The organism is Cohnella cholangitidis, from assembly GCF_014107495.1.
GTDB lineage: Bacteria > Bacillota > Bacilli > Paenibacillales > Paenibacillaceae > Cohnella > Cohnella cholangitidis.
The window spans coordinates 3,693,717-3,710,283 of the sequence record NZ_CP041969.1; the positions used below are offsets into that span (position 1 = coordinate 3,693,717).

At 52.2% G+C, this 16,567-nt stretch carries 13 protein-coding genes; 12 read left to right on the forward strand and 1 reads right to left on the reverse strand.

The window, feature by feature from the left end; genetic code table 11:
* Nucleotides 1-101 precede the first annotated feature (101 nt).
* Entirely contained in the window at nucleotides 102-983 is an 882-nt protein-coding gene (locus FPL14_RS17195) for an AraC family transcriptional regulator (RefSeq protein WP_182298943.1), read from the reverse strand.
* A 117-nt stretch (nucleotides 984-1,100) separates the two neighbouring features.
* Between FPL14_RS17195 and FPL14_RS17200 the strand changes: the two genes are divergently transcribed.
* The 12 genes from FPL14_RS17200 (at nucleotide 1,101) to FPL14_RS17255 (ending at nucleotide 16,566) form a co-directional block, all read left to right on the forward strand.
* Nucleotides 1,101-2,603 (forward strand): L-fucose/L-arabinose isomerase family protein, encoded by a 1,503-nt coding sequence (locus FPL14_RS17200; protein ID WP_182298944.1) that lies wholly within the window; start codon nucleotides 1,101-1,103, stop codon nucleotides 2,601-2,603.
* Between the two features lie 171 nt (nucleotides 2,604-2,774).
* Nucleotides 2,775-3,824 carry an autoinducer 2 ABC transporter substrate-binding protein gene (locus FPL14_RS17205; protein ID WP_182298945.1) on the forward strand — a complete coding sequence of 350 codons (1,050 nt, stop codon included), beginning with the start codon at nucleotides 2,775-2,777 and terminating at the stop codon, nucleotides 3,822-3,824.
* Entirely contained in the window at nucleotides 3,814-5,646 is a 1,833-nt protein-coding gene (locus tag FPL14_RS17210) for a cache domain-containing sensor histidine kinase (protein ID WP_182298946.1), read from the forward strand. The genes FPL14_RS17205 and FPL14_RS17210 overlap by 11 nt, the downstream gene beginning before the upstream one ends.
* Nucleotides 5,633-7,294, forward strand: a complete 1,662-nt coding sequence (locus tag FPL14_RS17215; RefSeq protein WP_182298947.1) for a response regulator transcription factor — start codon at nucleotides 5,633-5,635, stop codon at nucleotides 7,292-7,294. Before FPL14_RS17210 ends, FPL14_RS17215 begins: the two co-directional genes overlap by 14 nt.
* Complete coding sequence (locus tag FPL14_RS17220) at nucleotides 7,278-7,604, forward strand: L-rhamnose mutarotase (RefSeq protein WP_182298948.1); 327 nt, start codon at nucleotides 7,278-7,280, stop codon at nucleotides 7,602-7,604. The genes FPL14_RS17215 and FPL14_RS17220 overlap by 17 nt, the downstream gene beginning before the upstream one ends.
* A 170-nt stretch (nucleotides 7,605-7,774) precedes the next feature.
* Nucleotides 7,775-9,310: a sugar ABC transporter ATP-binding protein gene (locus FPL14_RS17225; protein ID WP_182298949.1), complete on the forward strand. Its 1,536-nt coding sequence runs from the start codon at nucleotides 7,775-7,777 to the stop codon at nucleotides 9,308-9,310.
* Nucleotides 9,307-10,356 (forward strand): ABC transporter permease, encoded by a 1,050-nt coding sequence (locus FPL14_RS17230; protein WP_182298950.1) that lies wholly within the window; start codon nucleotides 9,307-9,309, stop codon nucleotides 10,354-10,356. Before FPL14_RS17225 ends, FPL14_RS17230 begins: the two co-directional genes overlap by 4 nt.
* 3 nt (nucleotides 10,357-10,359) lie before the next feature.
* A complete protein-coding gene (locus FPL14_RS17235) occupies nucleotides 10,360-11,349 on the forward strand; it encodes an ABC transporter permease (protein ID WP_182298951.1) in 990 nt (329 codons plus the stop codon).
* 79 nt (nucleotides 11,350-11,428) lie between these two features.
* Entirely contained in the window at nucleotides 11,429-12,517 is a 1,089-nt protein-coding gene (gene rhaS / locus FPL14_RS17240) for a rhamnose ABC transporter substrate-binding protein (RefSeq protein WP_407644621.1), read from the forward strand.
* Nucleotides 12,518-12,807: 290 nt separating this feature from the next.
* A complete protein-coding gene (locus FPL14_RS17245; RefSeq protein ID WP_182298953.1) occupies nucleotides 12,808-13,830 on the forward strand; it encodes a zinc-dependent alcohol dehydrogenase family protein in 1,023 nt (340 codons plus the stop codon).
* A 173-nt stretch (nucleotides 13,831-14,003) separates the two neighbouring features.
* On the forward strand, nucleotides 14,004-15,575 hold the full coding sequence (locus tag FPL14_RS17250; RefSeq protein ID WP_182298954.1) for an extracellular solute-binding protein: 1,572 nt from the start codon (nucleotides 14,004-14,006) through the stop codon (nucleotides 15,573-15,575).
* A 100-nt stretch (nucleotides 15,576-15,675) separates the two neighbouring features.
* Nucleotides 15,676-16,566 carry a carbohydrate ABC transporter permease gene (locus FPL14_RS17255; RefSeq protein WP_182298955.1) on the forward strand — a complete coding sequence of 297 codons (891 nt, stop codon included), beginning with the start codon at nucleotides 15,676-15,678 and terminating at the stop codon, nucleotides 16,564-16,566.
* The last annotated feature ends 1 nt before the right edge of the window (nucleotide 16,567 follow it).

A 16,567-nucleotide genomic window follows, 5' to 3' on the forward strand; every position in this document is an offset into this window, starting at 1 on the left:
ACTATGAATATAGCACATCGGGCGAATAGATTCGCGGTCATTTAGGAATCGAAAAGATAAAGGCACATGGACTAGCGCCATGTGCCTTTAGTTTGTCCGTTCTACGATGGAGACGGCTGCCAATGCTTGCGGTACACGAGCGGCGTGAGGGCTTCGCGGCTTCGGAACAAATTAATGAAGTGGCTGACATTGTCGATGCCGACGGCCGAGGCGATCTCCGCGATGGGCATGTCCGTGAAGCGAATCAGCTCCTTCGCGCGGGTAATCCTCGTGTTGATCAGATAATCGTTCGGGGAGAAGCCGGTATATCGTTTGAATTCTTTGGACAAATGGTACTTATCGATCGAGAAGAGGGCGGCTATTTCGTCAAGAGACAGCCGTGCGGAATAATGACGATCGTAATGATTCATAACGTTCCGAATGGTCGCGGGGATACCCGGATCGGAGGATTCGGGAAGATACTGCCCGGTCAGCAGCACTTCGGTCAGGAGATCGACGATTACCCGGGAGCCCGACAATTCCGTTTGAATCGTCTTATGCTGGTGCAGTCCGACGATCTCCCGTAATAATTCCGGTATTCTAGACTCGCCTGGGAGAGTGATGACCGGACTCCCCGTGGAGGCGAAACGATCATAATAAGCGGGCGCGGAGCTCCCGTTAAAATGGATCCACAGCATCTCCCACAGATCGGACGAATCCGTTCGATAATACTGGTATTTTCGACAGTCGATATACACGAGTTGATTAGGCGTTATCGTGTACGTCTTGTTGCCGTACGTCAAATATCCGGTACCGCCGGTCGTGTAGAGGATCAAGTAAGAGTCGAGATTTTCTCGTTCGGTATAGTAAGACGGCATCGTACGGAACTGCCCGGCTTCTTGCACGTAGTACAAGGCGGCTTTGGCGAACGCGGAAGGCGTAGCGATCAATCGCACCGAATCTTCCGTCCAGTCGTGCGATGCTTGTTCCCGGTAACCGGTCATGCGGATCAACTCCAAGATACTATTATTTTTAACCAAGATCGTTGGATGTAAACCGTAGTGTAAGCCTTTACAATAGGGTGCATAACGATTATTCCATAGGATCTTGAGGTGGTAAAGATGTCTTTGTTCAATCCAATCAAACCGGTTCGCAAGGCGCGCATCGGCCTATATAGCGTTGGACTGCGGGCGTATTGGGAGCAGTTTCCCGGGCTGCGCGACCGGTTAGTCGAATACGGCAAGTTTATCGAAGACCGCATGTCTCAATGGGGCGAAGTGTACAATTACGGTTTAGTCGATACGGAAACGGAGGGGCGCAAAGCCGGGGAATGGCTAAACGGCCACAACGTCGATCTCGTTTTCTGCCATGCGGCGACGTATTCCACAAGCGCTACAGTGTTGCCCGTTCATCAATCGTGCCAAGCTCCCGTAGTATTTCTTAACTTGCAACCGACGGAACGAATCAATTACGACCAATCGACTACGGGAGAATGGCTGGCCCATTGCGGCGCTTGCCCGGTACCGGAATTCGCCAACGCGTTCAACCGGGCGGGAATTGCGTTCCGGGTCGTGAATGGTATACTTGGTCTTGATTATACGCCGGACATATCCTTGACGAACGAGACTACCCATGGCAGGGCGGAAGCCATTCGCGCATGGAGGGACATCGAAGAATGGATTAGAGCGGCTTCGGTTCCGCGTACGTTGAAGCACAGCAGATTCGGTTTCCTTGGCAACACGTACAGCGGAATGCTGGATATGTATAGCGATTTTACGATGATTCAGGCCCAGACCGGCCTTCACGTCGAAGTATTGGAAATGTGCGATCTCGATCGTATGCTAAGGGACGTTACTCCGCAGGACGTGAAGAGCAAGCTGGAGGCCGTTCATGAGATGTTCCGGATTAGCGGGGATTCTCCTTCCGACCCGATCGCAAGGACACCTAGCGATGAACAACTGGAATGGTCTTGCCGGGTAGCGGCGGCGCAAGAGATGCTAGTGCGGGAATTCGATCTGGATGCTCTCAGCTATTATTATCATGGCGCGCCGGGAGGCGAATACGAGAAGCTTCAGGGCGGCTTTATCGTCGGCCATTCTTTGCTTACGGCGCGCGGCATTCCCTGTGCCGGAGAAGGCGATCTCAAAACCGCCGTCGCGATGAAAATCTGCGATATCGTAGGTACGGGAGGCAGCTTCTCCGAGATCGTCGTCGTGGATTACGTGGATGGAACGATTCTGCTCGGTCATGACGGACCTTTCCATATCGCCATATCGGAGGGCAAACCGATCTTAAGGGGAATGGGGCTGTACCACGGGAAGCAAGGCACGGGGGTATCGGTGGAGGCGAAGGTCAAAACCGGACCGATAACGACGCTGAACGTGACCCAGACCGAGTACGGTAAGCTGAAGATGATCATTAGCGAAGCGGAGTCGACGAATGGTCCGATTATGAGAATCGGCAACACCCAAACTCCGGTTAAATTCAACATGCACCCGGATGATTACATGACCCGTTGGTTCGCGGAAGCGCCTACCCACCATTGCGCGATGTCTATCGGCCATAATGGCTCCTTGTTTGCCAAGGTGGGAGAGTTAATGAAATTAAAGAGCGTTACCCTATAAGAGATAGCTCAATTAGGTCATTGCAAGGGAATGAAGGCACTTTTTTGGCCTTCGTGCTCCAAGCGAGGCTGTTAGGCTCAATGAAGGCACTATTTTTTGTAAGTGAATGTTGTTTGTATGCTATGAACACCTAAGTAGTAACGAAATCCTGGTATAAAGGTGGAGAGTCTTTTGTACCGAACAATCGCGACGTTACTCATTATCGCCCTATTCCTCGCCTCCTGCCAATCCGGGTCAAGCACGCGATATGAACTGGTTTATTCGATGGAATCCGGAACCGCTGCCGGTCAACAGCCGGTTCAGTCGAAAGCTCCCGGCAAGCGGTACAAGATCGGCTTCGTACCGAAGGGGAGCGAGATCGATTATTTTCAGTATGCGGCATTAGGAGCCCGGGAAGCGGGAAACAGTCTCGGGATCGACGTCATCCTCAGCGGTCCGGCAACCGCCGACGCCGACCGCCAGATCCAAGTCGTGGAGCAATTGATCGACCGGAAGGTCGATCTTATTGCCATTTCCGCCAACGATCCTGTCAAGCTGGTGCCCGTTCTGCAGAAAGCGCGAAAGAACGGAATCAAGGTGATCACTTGGGATGCGGATACCGAGCCCCAATGCAGGGAGTTCTTCGTGAACATGGTCGAACCGGAGGTGCTGGGAAGGCATCTTCTCGATACTCTGGCCCTGTCGATGGGCGAGAAAGGCAATTTCGCCATCATGACGGGCTCATTCGCGGCGGCGAACCTGAACGAATGGCTGAAATGGATCAACGTCCAGCAAAGCGAATATTACCCGGATATGAATCTCGTGGCTACCGTAGCCACCGACGACGATCAGGACAAGGCATACGAGGTCGCGAAGAAGCTGCTCTCCGATTATCCCGATCTGGACGGCATCATCGGCAATTCGTCCGTCGGTCCGCCCGCCGCGGCGCAAGCGGTGAAGGAAGCCGGGAAGTCCGGCTCCGTGAAGGTAGTCGGGTTGTCGAGCCCGAATCTGATGGGGCCTTATCTCCGGGATGGCTCAGCCCAAGTCGCTACGCTGTGGAGTCCGAAGAAGCTCGGCTACCTGACGATCGTGCTGGCGTACAACTATTTGAACGGCCAAATGCCGATCGACGGTCAGGAGATCGAAGGAGTCGGGAACATTCGCTTGAACGGAGATATGGTCATCATGGGGGAACCGCTCGATTTTACGGCGGAGAATGTGAGCCAATATGATTTTTAATAAAATGCGCGGATTCCAATTTCGGAACTATCCTATCGGGTATAAGCTGATCGTCACGTACATTCTCCTGACCGCTTTTCCGATGATGCTGCTGGTTTATTTCTCCTACATCCAGTACGCGAGGTCGGTCGAAGAACAGATCGGAGAATACATGCCTAAGTTTCTCTATCAGGCGAACGCGGATATCGAGAAGCAAATCGACGAACTGACTACGCTTCCGGAAATTTTATTCAATTCGGAAAGCATTCTTGGCATTCTTAGACGAACGACGTATGCCAAGCGATCCGACTTGAACAAGGACCAATACAATATGAATAGCTACTTGGCCAGAACCTACACGAACGGAAGAAATGCCGACGTGCTAGGCGTATTCGTCATTTCGAACAATCGGATGTTCTATAGCTCCAAGGTGGGCTTCAAAGAAAGCAATTGGAGCGCGGCCATCAGCGATTACGTTCAGAATGTCGAGCCGGACGGCAAGGCGAAGATTATTCTGCCCGGGGAGATGAATCTCGAATTCGGAAGCGCGGCTCCCTACGTCTTCATACTGAAGCAAATTCACGATGACGATAACCGCAAAAATCTGGGTACGATGCTCATTGCGGTAGACCTCGGCTTCATCGATAACATCGTGCGCAATTTCGAGAAAAACGAGAGAGCGGATCTATGGGTGATGAACCCGACGGGTAAAATCATCTATCATACGAACCGTTCTCTCATTGGAACCGTCGACGAGGACAAGGCGCGTTATCCGGTTCTGAACGGAAGCTTCCGTTCCAACGTCACGGGGGAACAGAAGCTCGTCAGCGTGAATCAAACGTCCGATCGGGGCTGGATCCTCGTTCATAGCATTCCGCTTCGCGATTTGACGAAGAGCGCCGACCAGGTGCGGAACGTAACCGTGTTCGTGATTATCGGAATTATGCTTCTTACTTCCGTCATCGGCGTTTTTATCTCGTATAACATGACTCGTCCGTTGAAGAAGCTGACGGGGTTAATGAAGACGGTCGAGATGGGAGACTTCCAGGTCGATCTCAAGGTTCAGAGCGGGGACGAGGTAGGAATGCTGGCGCGCAGCTTCAACTCGATGATCTCGACGATCCGCGAGTTGATTCAGAAAAACTATCAGATCGAAATTCGCCAGAAGGAAGCCGAACTCTATGCGCTGCAATCGCAAATCAACCCTCATTTTATGTACAATACGCTAGAGACGATCGGAATGGCCGTAGAGGAAGGAGAGACCGAGCAGGTCGTGGATATGGTGACGCTGCTTGGCCGTATGCTTCGGTTCTCCGTATCGAACCAATCGAAATCCGTCACGATAGCGGAAGAAGTTCAGCACGTGAAAGACTACCTGACGATTCAGAAGTTCCGGTTCGAGGACCGGGTGTATTTCGATATCGTTCAGGTGATGGACGATCAGGATTTCCACGCTCTCTATACTCCGAAGTTTATTCTTCAGCCGATCGTGGAGAATGCCATCAAGTACGGACTGGAGACCCGCAAAGCGCTGGAAATCCATATCGCGGTCAGCCAGGAATTCGGAGCCCGTTCCGGGAAGCGGGACATCGTCATTCGCATTCGCGACAACGGCCCCGGGATCCCTAGCGATCGCTTGAACGAATTAGAGCAATCGCTCAAAAAAATCGGCTTCGAAGGGCGCGGCTCGCACTTCGGATTAATTAACGTAAACGCTAGAATCGTGATGATGCACGGTACGGACTACGGCTTGCAGCTCCATAGCATTGTCGACAAGGGGACCGAAGTCATTATCCGGATTCCGATGATCCATGGGGGGACGATCGCGAATGCAGAAGATTAGAACGCTAATTGTCGATGACGAAGCCCGTATCCGCCGCGGCATCGAACGGCTGGTCCACTCTTGCGGGGATGACTGGGAAGTCGTGGCTACCGCGAGCGACGGGAGGGAAGCTCTCGACTGCTTTCATCGGCTGCAAGGAGCCGTCGATTTATTGATCACCGACGTGAAGATGCCGGAGATGGACGGGTTGACCTTGATCAAGGAAGCGAAGAAGCAGTATTCGTTCTATCCGTTGCTAATCAGCGGTTATGATGACTTCTCTTACCTGCAGACGGCGCTGCGGGAAGGCGCGCTGGATTATCTTCTCAAGCCGGTCGACCGCGAACAGTTCCGTTCGCGGATGGCGGAGATCCGAACGATCGTTACCGACGGGCGCTATCAAAGCCTTAAGCAAGGAGAGATGGTTCGGGAATCGGAGCAATTGAAGAAAACAAGGCAAATTCAAACGTTAAGCTATATTACTTCCATGGGAATCGACATGACGACGCTAGGGTATTGGGTTGACGAGTTTCCCAAGGGATCTTACGTGCTCCTGTCCATTCGGATGGACACGCTGCCCGTTAAGACGAGAAGCTATAAGCCGAACGACTGGAAAGCCTATTACTACGCGCTCGAGAATATTATGGGAGAGGTGTTGGACAATCAATTCCGGCAGACGGACGAGCTCGGATGGAGCTGGCGGGGAGCGGAATCGGATTTCTGGATGCTGCTGTACAGTCCCGAGCCCGAGTTCGATTGGGATAACGCGGCTTACGATCTGGCGGTCAAAATCCGTTCCGCTATTCAGACCTATACGCCCTTCTCGGTATCCGTCGCCTACGGAGACGCCATATCGGATTTGTACGTGCTGCCCGAAGCCAAGCGCCAAGCCGCGGCTCTGATGAACTATCGTTTTCTCCATGGGGGCAACCAGGTGTTCCGGCCGCTGAGCGGGAATGGAGAAGGAAAAGCATCGAGTCAGAACGACAAGGATCTGACCCTGTCGGCCCAGAAGCTCAAGCGCAGCGTAGAACAAGGCCATTCGCAAGAGGCAGCCGATTATGCCAAGCTTTACTTCGATCAATTGGATCGTCTGGATTCTCCGGCTAACTTGCGTAAGGCGGTTCAGAACGCGATGATTCTGATTCATTCGGCGGGCTTGGAGAACCGCGGCGGGATCGAAGGCTCGGCGTCCCTCGAGGACGAGCTTCACAAAGTGGAGAGGGCAAGCAATTTGCACGAGTTGAAAATGTGCGTGAAGCAGCTGGTGGATCGAGTGATCGGCGATATTCGCCAAGCGCGCGAGAGCAGCAACATGAAGCCCGTGGAACAAGCGAAAGGCTGGATTGACGACCACTTGGACCAGGACATTACGATCAAGAAGATCGCCGATCAAGTGTACATGAACCCGACCTATTTCAGCGAAGTATTCAAAATGCAAACCGGGGATACCGTGCTCGACTATTTGACCAGGAAACGGATCGATAGAGCAAAGGACCTGTTGGCCGACCATCGTTTGAAGCTGCAGGACGTGTGCGCGCGGATCGGGTACCAGGACGTCAAGTATTTCAGTCGTCTATTCAAGATTTGGACGGGGCAAACTCCGTCTAAATTCAGAGAACAGCATGTCTTCCAAGGAGGAGATGGACAAAATGAACCGGAGCAATAAGTTTGCATGGACATGGAAGATCAAAGAGGAGTGCTTGGAGGAATACGTGGAGATGCACTTGTCCCCATGGCCGGACATCATGGCCGAGCATTCCCGCGCGGGAATTCGGAATTATTCCATTTTCCAGAACGGCAATCGGTTTTTCTATTGCTTCGAGTGCGACGACGTGGAGGCGGCGTTCGGGATCATCGCGGAGAGCGAGGCGTGCAATCGCTGGAACGCGATCACCTCGAAGATGGTCGAAGGCTCCTTCGACTTTAAGGAAGCCGAGCCCATTCGGCCGATGCGCGAAGTGTTTTATTTGAAATGAGATAACCCCATGATATGAACCGGATGCCGAATGTCGGCGTTCGGTTTTTTTGCGTTACCCGTGTTTTATCCCCCCAACCTGAATAATGTCACCTATGGTGAAAGCGTTATCGCCTGTATCTTTAGTTTACGAGAAAGAGAGGCACCTAGAGAGAAGGAGGAGAAGCGGGCATGGCCAATTCGGAATACGTGCTGGAGCTTAAAGGCATCACCAAAATATTCCCGGGGGTTAAAGCTCTGGATGACGTTTACTTCAAGTTGAAGCCGGGAGAAATCCACGCGTTGATGGGCGAGAACGGAGCGGGCAAATCGACCTTCATCAAAGTGATTACAGGCGTTCATTCTCCCGAAGAAGGCGAGATGTACCTGAACGGCCGGAAGGTGGAGTTCCACCATCCCACGGACGCCCAGAAAGCGGGAATCGCGGCTATTTATCAGCATGTGACCTGCTATCCCGATCTTAGCGTGACGGAAAACATCTTCATGGGCCATGAGAAAATCCAGCGGGGGACAAGGCGCATTCGCTGGAGCGAAATGCATGAAGAAGCAGGGAAACTGCTGAAGGAATTGGGCGCGAGCTTCAGTCCGAAGACGCTGATGGGCGCGCTGAGCGTCGCCGAGCAGCAGATCGTCGAGATCGCCAAAGCGCTGTCTGTGGACGCCAAGATCATCATCATGGACGAACCGACGGCGGCGCTGACGAAGAACGAGAGCGAAGAATTGTATCGGATCGCGGAACGGTTGAGGGATAACGGAGCTTCTATCATTTTCATCTCCCACCGGTTTGAAGATATGTATCGATTGGCCAGCAAGGTAACGGTGTTCCGGGATTCCCGCTATATCGGGACTTGGAACGTGGACGAAATTTCGAATTCGGATTTGATCATCGCCATGGTCGGACGCGAAATCTCGCAATTGTTCCCCAAGAAAGAAGCGGACATCGGCGAAGAGTTGCTCAGATTGGAAGGGTTGGGGAAAACGGGTTACTTCGCGGACGTGTCCTTCTCTTTGCGGAGAGGAGAAATCTTGGGACTGACCGGGCTAGTCGGCGCCGGACGGACCGAGGTATGCCAAACGCTGTTCGGAGTGGAGCGCTTCGACAAGGGGAAAGTTTTCTTCAAGGGCAAGGAGCTCAAGGTCAGAAATCCCCGGGACGCCATGGAGCAGGGAATAGGCTACTTGCCCGAGGATCGGCAGAAGCAAGGACTGGTGCTGCAATGGGGCATCGGCCGGAACATTACGCTTCCGACGCTGAGCAGATTCGCGAGCAAAGGAATGGTCAATTCCCGCAAGGAGCTGGATATCGCGAAACGGCTGGCGGAGAAAGTGAGCGTCAAAGCGAAGAGCGTGTTCGATCTCGCCAGTTCCCTCTCGGGAGGCAATCAGCAGAAGGTCGTATTCGCCAAGCTGCTCACGGCCGAGCTCGACGTGCTCATCTTGGATGAGCCGACCAAAGGCGTGGACGTCGGAGCGAAATCCGCGATCTACGAAATGATAAGCGATCTGGCGTGCGCCGGATACGGCATCATCCTCGTGTCTTCCGAAATGCCGGAAATCATCGGGATGTGCGATAGAGTGGCGGTCATGCGCGAAGGCCGGGTAACGGCGATGCTGGATCGGAAAGGCCTGACGCAGGAGGCGATTCTGGAAGCGTCGATGGACGACACGGCGCCAAATACAGACGGTAAAAGGTGGGCGGGAGCATGAAACAGACAGCAACGGAGTCCGCCGGATTGCAAGGAACGCAGGCAGGACAAGTAACGCAGCAGCGTTCGATCAGCGCCATGATCGCGAAGTTCCGGGAGCTGGGGCTGCTCGCCTTCATTCTCTTGTTATCGGTTGGCGTACAGCTTCGCAATCCGAGCTTCCTCACTTGGGAGAATATAAGCGATATTGCTACGAATACGGCGATCCTCAGCATTCTGGCGGTCGGAATGATGCTAGTCATCATTACGAGAGGAATCGATCTATCGATAGGCGCGACGTTAGCTTTGTCCGGAATGACCGCCGCGTTGACGGTAAGCCATTACCCGGAGTTGCATCCGCTGCTTGCGGTTGCGTTGGGAGTCGGAATCGGATTGGCGTGCGGGATGGTGCTGGGCTTCCTGGTATCTTGGGTTAATATCCTGCCGATCATCGCTACCTTGGGGATGATGAACGTGTTCCGGGGATTAACTTTCGAGACGAGCGGCGGGAAATGGGTCAGCGCGCATCAGATGCCGGCCAGCTTCAAAGCCATCGCTACGGGATCGGTGTTCGGGATCAACAATCTGATCCTGATCGCCATTCTGATCTATATCGTTGCTTATTATTTCGTAAGTCACACCCGCACGGGAAGACGGATCTACGCGGTCGGGAGCAACCCGGATTCCGCGGAGATCAGCGGGATTCGCACGGGAAGAATTTTGTGGCTCGTGTACACGATCATGGGCGGTCTATCCGGGCTTGCGGGCGTGCTGTGGGTATCCAAATTCGCCTCGGCTCAAGGAGATACCGCATCCGGTTACGAGCTTAGCGTTATCGCGGCCTGCGTGCTCGGCGGCGTCAGCATCGCCGGCGGCGTAGGGAAAATATCCGGAATCGTGCTCGGCTCGATTTTGCTCGGAATATTGAACAATGCCCTTCCGATGATCAACGTTTCGCCGTTCTGGCAGATGTTCATCCAAGGGACGATTATCCTCATAGCCGTGCTGGTCAATGCTCTGGTCAAGCGGGGAATCGACCGCAATCATCTGATGAGGAGGAAAATATAAGCCATGGAACCGAGATTGCTTGCGAACAAGAAGGATTTTACGCTTAAGGGCTTTTTCCTCCAATGGGAGTGGCTGCTGGTCGTTCTGATTATGGCCGTGTTCGTCATGAACGCGAATTTGTCCGAGTATTTCATGGACTACGACAACCTGAGGGACGCGACGATGGGGTTCTTGGATAAAGCTTTCATCGTGCTGCCTATGGTATTCATCATCCTGATGGGAGACATCGATATTTCCGTCGGTTCGATCGTCGCTTTGTCCTCCGTCATCATGGCCGATCTGTACAATCACGGAATGCCGATGGAAATGGCCATGATCATTTGTTTGGCGGTGGGCACGTTATGCGGTTGGATTAACGGGATGCTGATCGTCAGGTTCAAGGAGCTGTCCGCGGTAATCGTGACGTTGGCGACGATGATCATCTACCGGGGGATCGCTTATATTCTGCTGGAAGATCAAGCTTCGGGCAAATTTCCGAAATGGTTCAAATTTCTGGCATGGGACTACGTCGGCAACATTCCGTTCATCCTTATCGCCTTCGTGGCAGTCGCCGTCGCGTTCTGGATTTTGCTCCACAAGACGACTTTCGGAAGAAGGGTATACGCGATCGGCAACAACGCTACGGCGAGCCGTTATTCCGGTGTGCAAGTGGATAAAATCAAGATCGTCGTCTTCACGCTCGCCGGGTTGATGGCTGCCGTAACGGCAATCTTCCTGACCTCGCGGATGGGGAGCACGCGTCCGAACATCGCGACGGGGTACGAGCTCGAAGTCATTGCGATGGTCGTGCTCGGCGGGATTAGCACGGCGGGAGGCAAGGGCAGGATGATCGGGGCGATTCTTGCGGTATTCCTGATCGGCTTCCTGCGCTACGGGCTAGGACTCGTGAACGTATCCGCCCAAATGCTGCTGATCATCCTAGGTTTGTTGCTCATTTTCTCGGTGGCGATCCCTCAGCTCAAGCAGAAGTTCGCGGTGGGACGCAAGAAGTGACTCGCGCTACATTACGGTCCGAAGACTGTTATGTATAGATGAAATGATGAAATTACAGACGAAAAGGGAGGAAATGAAAGTGAAAAAGTTTTTGGGAATCTGTCTGACGGCTGTGATGTTGATGGTACTCGTATCGGCATGCGGAAGCAATAATTCCGACAACGGCAACAAGGAAGCATCGAGCAGTCCGCAAGCCAGCTCCTCGGAGAGCGCAGCGCCGTCCGGCGATGCAGGCGGCAAGAAGAAATTCGCCATCATCTTCAAAAATACCGGCAACCCGTACGGCGAGAAGGAAATGGAAGGCTATAAGAAAGCGATCGAAGAGCTGGGTTACGAAGCGATTCTGAAAGCGCCCGACCAGCCGACCGCGGAAGCTCAAATCACGATGATCGACGAGTTGATCTCCCAGAAGGTCGATGCTTTGGCTATCGTCGGCAATGACCCGGACGCTCTTCAACCGGCTTTGGAAAAAGCGATGAATGCCGGAATCAAAGTGTTGTCCCTCGATTCCGCCGTTAACGCGGACAGCCGCATGGTACACGTGAACCAAGCGGATCCCGAGCTTATCGGACGTACGCTGATCCAAGGCGTGGTCGAGATGATCGGCGGATCCGGCGAAATCGCGATTCTTAGCGCGACATCCCAAGCAACGAACCAAAATGCTTGGATCGAGTGGATGAAAAAAGAACTGGAAGATCCTAAGTACGCGGACGTTAAATTGGTTAAAGTCGCATACGGCGACGATCTTCGCGACAAGAGCGTATCCGAGACGGAAGCTCTGCTGAAATCGTACCCGAACCTCAAAGGGATTATCGCTCCGACTACGGTAGGGATCGCCGCCGCGGGCAAAGTACTGACGGACAAAGGCCTCAAAGGCAAAGTGCAATTGACCGGCCTTGGACTGCCAAGCGAGATGGCGGAATACATCGAAAGCGGCGTATGCCCTTGGATGTACCTGTGGAATCCGCTTGACGTAGGATACCTGTCCGGTTATGCGGCCGATGCTCTCGTTAAAGGAACGATCACCGGCAAAGTAGGAGACAAATTGACGGCCGGTACGCTGGGCGAGAAAGAAGTTATCGCGGACGGCGAAGGCACGCAAATCATGCTTGGCGCCCCGTTCAAATTCGATGCTTCCAACATCGCGGAGTGGAAAGCGGTTTACTAAGAAGCGGAGAGACGCAACGGATATACGATGATGAGGCCGGCCACGATGGTCGTAGCCCCGGCAAATAGACAGTAAATAAAGCCTAGTTTATGCAGCGATCTTTTCTCGGTATTCTACCGGGGAGAGGTCGCTTAACTTTTTTTTTGGAATCGGCCTGCTTGTCTTCGCAGATACTTCTTTAATTTTGTCACCCCTTGTCCGCGCCAATGTCACTTGATGTTTGAATACAACATGTCATTCATTCGTTCTATGATGGGGGGGTGAAGCCAAAGATGGAAAGGAGAAAGACCATGAAAGCTGTATACTACATGAAAGCTGAGCGATTTTCCGTCGATGAGATCCCCGAACCGATGATCAAAGATCATCAGGTTCTATTGAAAGTAAAATCTTGCGGGGTTTGTCGGACGGACATCCACCTGCATCATGGGGAGTTCATGGCTAAGTATCCGCTGGTTCCCGGACACGAATTCGTAGGCGAGATCGCGGCGGTAGGGAAAGGTGTCATAGATTTCCAAGTCGGAGACCGGGTATGCGCGGACAACACGGAGCTTTGCGGCCATTGCTACTACTGCAGGCGCAATCAACCGCTGTATTGCGAGAATTTCTATTCCCTGGGCGTGAATGGCCCCGGCGGATTTGCCGAGTACGTGGTCGTTAACCATGATAAGGTGTTCGCGCTCGGGGATCTTCATTACGATCAAGGAGTTATGGTAGAACCTACGGCATGTGCCGTTCACGGGCTTGACGTCATCGACGTTCGGCCGGGCGACGACGTGCTGATGTTCGGCACGGGCCCGACTGGCCTTATTCTGGCTCAGCTGCTTAAGCATGCGGGAGCTGCGAATCTAGTGGTGGTAGCTTCGGATGAACGCAAACTCGAACTTGCAAAGGAGTTGGGCGCGGACAGAACCGTCAAGCTGGATCGCCGCGACTATTCCCTGCACGAGGAAGAGCTTCATTCACTTTTTCCTAAGGGGTTCGATATCGTCATTGATGCAACCGGAGCCAAGGATGTTATCCAGCATATGCCCGCATTTGCCAAGAAGGGCGCGAAAATCGTTATTTATGGCGTAGCGTCCCATGACGACGAAATCACGATTAGCCCCTACGAAGTGTTTCAAAAAGAGTTGAAGATCATCGGCTCCTTCGCGCAGACTCACTGCTTCGATAGAGCGATCAGCTTCATTCGTAACGGTATCGTGAAGACCGAGCAATTGATTACCCATCGCTTCCCATTGGAGGAATTCGGCAAGGCTATCGACCAGGTTGAATCGGGCAAAGGACATATCAAGGTTGTCATCGATATTTTATGATGAATTAACCGCTTTCAATTTTGTCGCATGACTGACGTGCCAGAATTGGTAGATGTTAGAATAGAACATTTTAGATGTTCTATTCTATAATCGTTTCAAGGAGAGAGCCGGCCGGTTTCATTCTCTCTATCATTCATCAACCAATGAGTTTAAAAACAGTTAGGGGGATTCATTTGAAAAGATCATTGTCAGCTAGTCTTCTTGCCCTAGTCATGGCGAGCGTACTTATACTGAGCGCATGCTCTTCCGACAAAGACAACGCCAGCAGCCCAAGCGCAAGTTCGAGTCAACCTTCTGAAAGCGCAAACAATCCGAGTTCCTCTGAATCTGCCGCTCCGGCTGATGGAGATCCTTTCGGCGGTTGGGTAGAGGGCTTGCCGAAAATCGAAGCTCCTGCCGGATTCAATTGGAAACAATTCGAAGGCACGACATTGAACGTAATCACCGAGAATACGCCGCCTTCCTCGGGGTTGGCTGCTAACATTGCGATATTCGAGAAAGCAACTGGTATCAAGGTGAATATCGAGCAGAGCAATCTGGATGTAGTCATAGAGAAAGCAGGCCTTGATTTTAACGCCCGCAACGATAATTTTCACATCATCTATGCGGATCCGTATCAAATTCTGTCCAAGCAATCCAAGCACTTCCTGGACTTGAATACGCTTATCAAAGATTCTTCGTTACCTCAAATTCCGGGCGGCATTGATGATTTCATCGAAGCTCAGCTTACGGCTAACGGTTATATGGGAGACAAGGAGCACCTTTACACGCTGCCTTATGATAACCCGACGATGATCTTGGCCTACCGCAAGGATGTATTTGAGAAATATAAAGACCAGTTTATGGCAGACAAGGGCTACGACTGGACGCCGGGTCCCGATATGACTTGGGATCAATATTATGAAGTCGCTGCTTGGATCAACCAACAGGTTAAAGCAGGCGTGATTACGGAAGTCAAATACGGAACCGGTCATCAAGCGAAGCAACATGACTCCCTGATGAACGATTTTAGTAACGTGCTGGTTTCTTTCGGTGGGGAATACTTCCAAGCTGAAAATATCGGCAGCATCGGTACGACGACTCCTGGAAAATCTTTGCTGACTTCTCCTGAGGCGCTTGAAGCGGCCGAATTCTACAACAAGCTTCTGAAAGAAGCTGCTCCCGGAAGCAAATCATGGGATTGGTCGGGACTCGCTGAAGCGTTCGCCGCAGGCGAGATCGCAATGGCGCCGGAATGGCATGAATTCTCCGCCACATTCGAAGATCCGAATTCTTCCACGGTTGTAGGCAAAGTGGATTGGACGATTCTGCCTAAAGGACCAAAAGCTCGCGGAAACATGTATGGCGGTACGGGTGTAGGAATCAATAAGTACGTTTCAGAGAAAGAACAGAAGGCGGCTTGGTTGTTCCTGATCTGGGCGACATCTCCTCAAGTCCAATACCAAATTCTTGATGTCGGTTTCACCCCGACTCGCCATTCGGTTTACAATCTTCCGGATATCCAGAAGGCATTGAACGACCTTACTTCCGAGGAAGCGAAGAAGCTGCCTCTCGCTTCATCCTTGAGCGCAGTTCAAGAAGCTTGGAAAGAGGGCAACGTATATATGAGACCGAAAATTCCGATGTGGCCGCAAGTCGATACGATTGTGTACACGGAGCTTTCGAAGATGCTTGCAGGCAGACAAAGCCCTGCGGATGCGATGAAAGAGATTTCCAAGCAGAGCAATAAACTGACCGGAAACTAACGAATTAGGGAAAGCGGGTTGCCGCACTTACGGCCTACCCGCTTTTTTTCCTCCATTTATTATGGATAAGATTGATGGGATAGGAAAGGAGATTGCTTCCATGCCACAGGGAACAGAGAAACGAAAAGGAAGAGTTAAACGCAACCGTACGGAATTTTGGATGCTTCTTCCTTCCATGATCGTGTTGGCCGCAATCAGCATTTTTCCGTTTGGCTTCATGATTTATGCCAGTTTCATGGATTACACTTTAGATATGGATAAGCCGAAGTTTGCCGGACTCGATAATTGGGCTCGTATTTTCACCACCCCAACGTTCTGGGAATCTTGGGGGCGAACTGGGGTTTATGCCGGTGGCGGATTGATCGTGCAAATGTTGCTCGGAATCGCAATAGCGCTGCTGCTCTATCATATCCCTAAGGCGAGAAACTTCTTCGCGACGATGTGGATGCTGCCGTTGTTCGTCGCGCCGATCGTTGCCGGGCTTCTGTGGAGATTTCTTCTTGATCCCACTTACGGATTGTATAATTGGCTGTTGCAGACTGTCGGGCTCGACGTCCAGATTCTCGGCGATGCCGCTTATGCCATGCCGGCTATTATCTTGATGGATGTTTGGGAGTGGACCCCCCTTATTACTATTATTGTTCTTGCAGGCTTGCAGACCGTTCCGCAAGAACCTCTAGAAGCAGCGGAAGTAGATGGAGCCAGCGGTTTTCAGAAAATTCGATACATTCTACTGCCCATGGTGCGACGAATGATCGTCGTGGCGTTGTTGATCCGTTCGATGGACATTTTACGTTACGTGGATACGATTACGATTGCGACGGAAGGCGGCCCGGCGGACTCTACCAAGATCATCGGTTATTATCTCATGCAAGTCGCATTCAGGTTCCAAGATATCGGCACCGCGGCCGCATTGGGCTTAACGATGCTCTTCGTAACCATTATTATAGGTAAATTTTTTCTCAAAGTCATGAGAAGTGAGGAGGCATAAG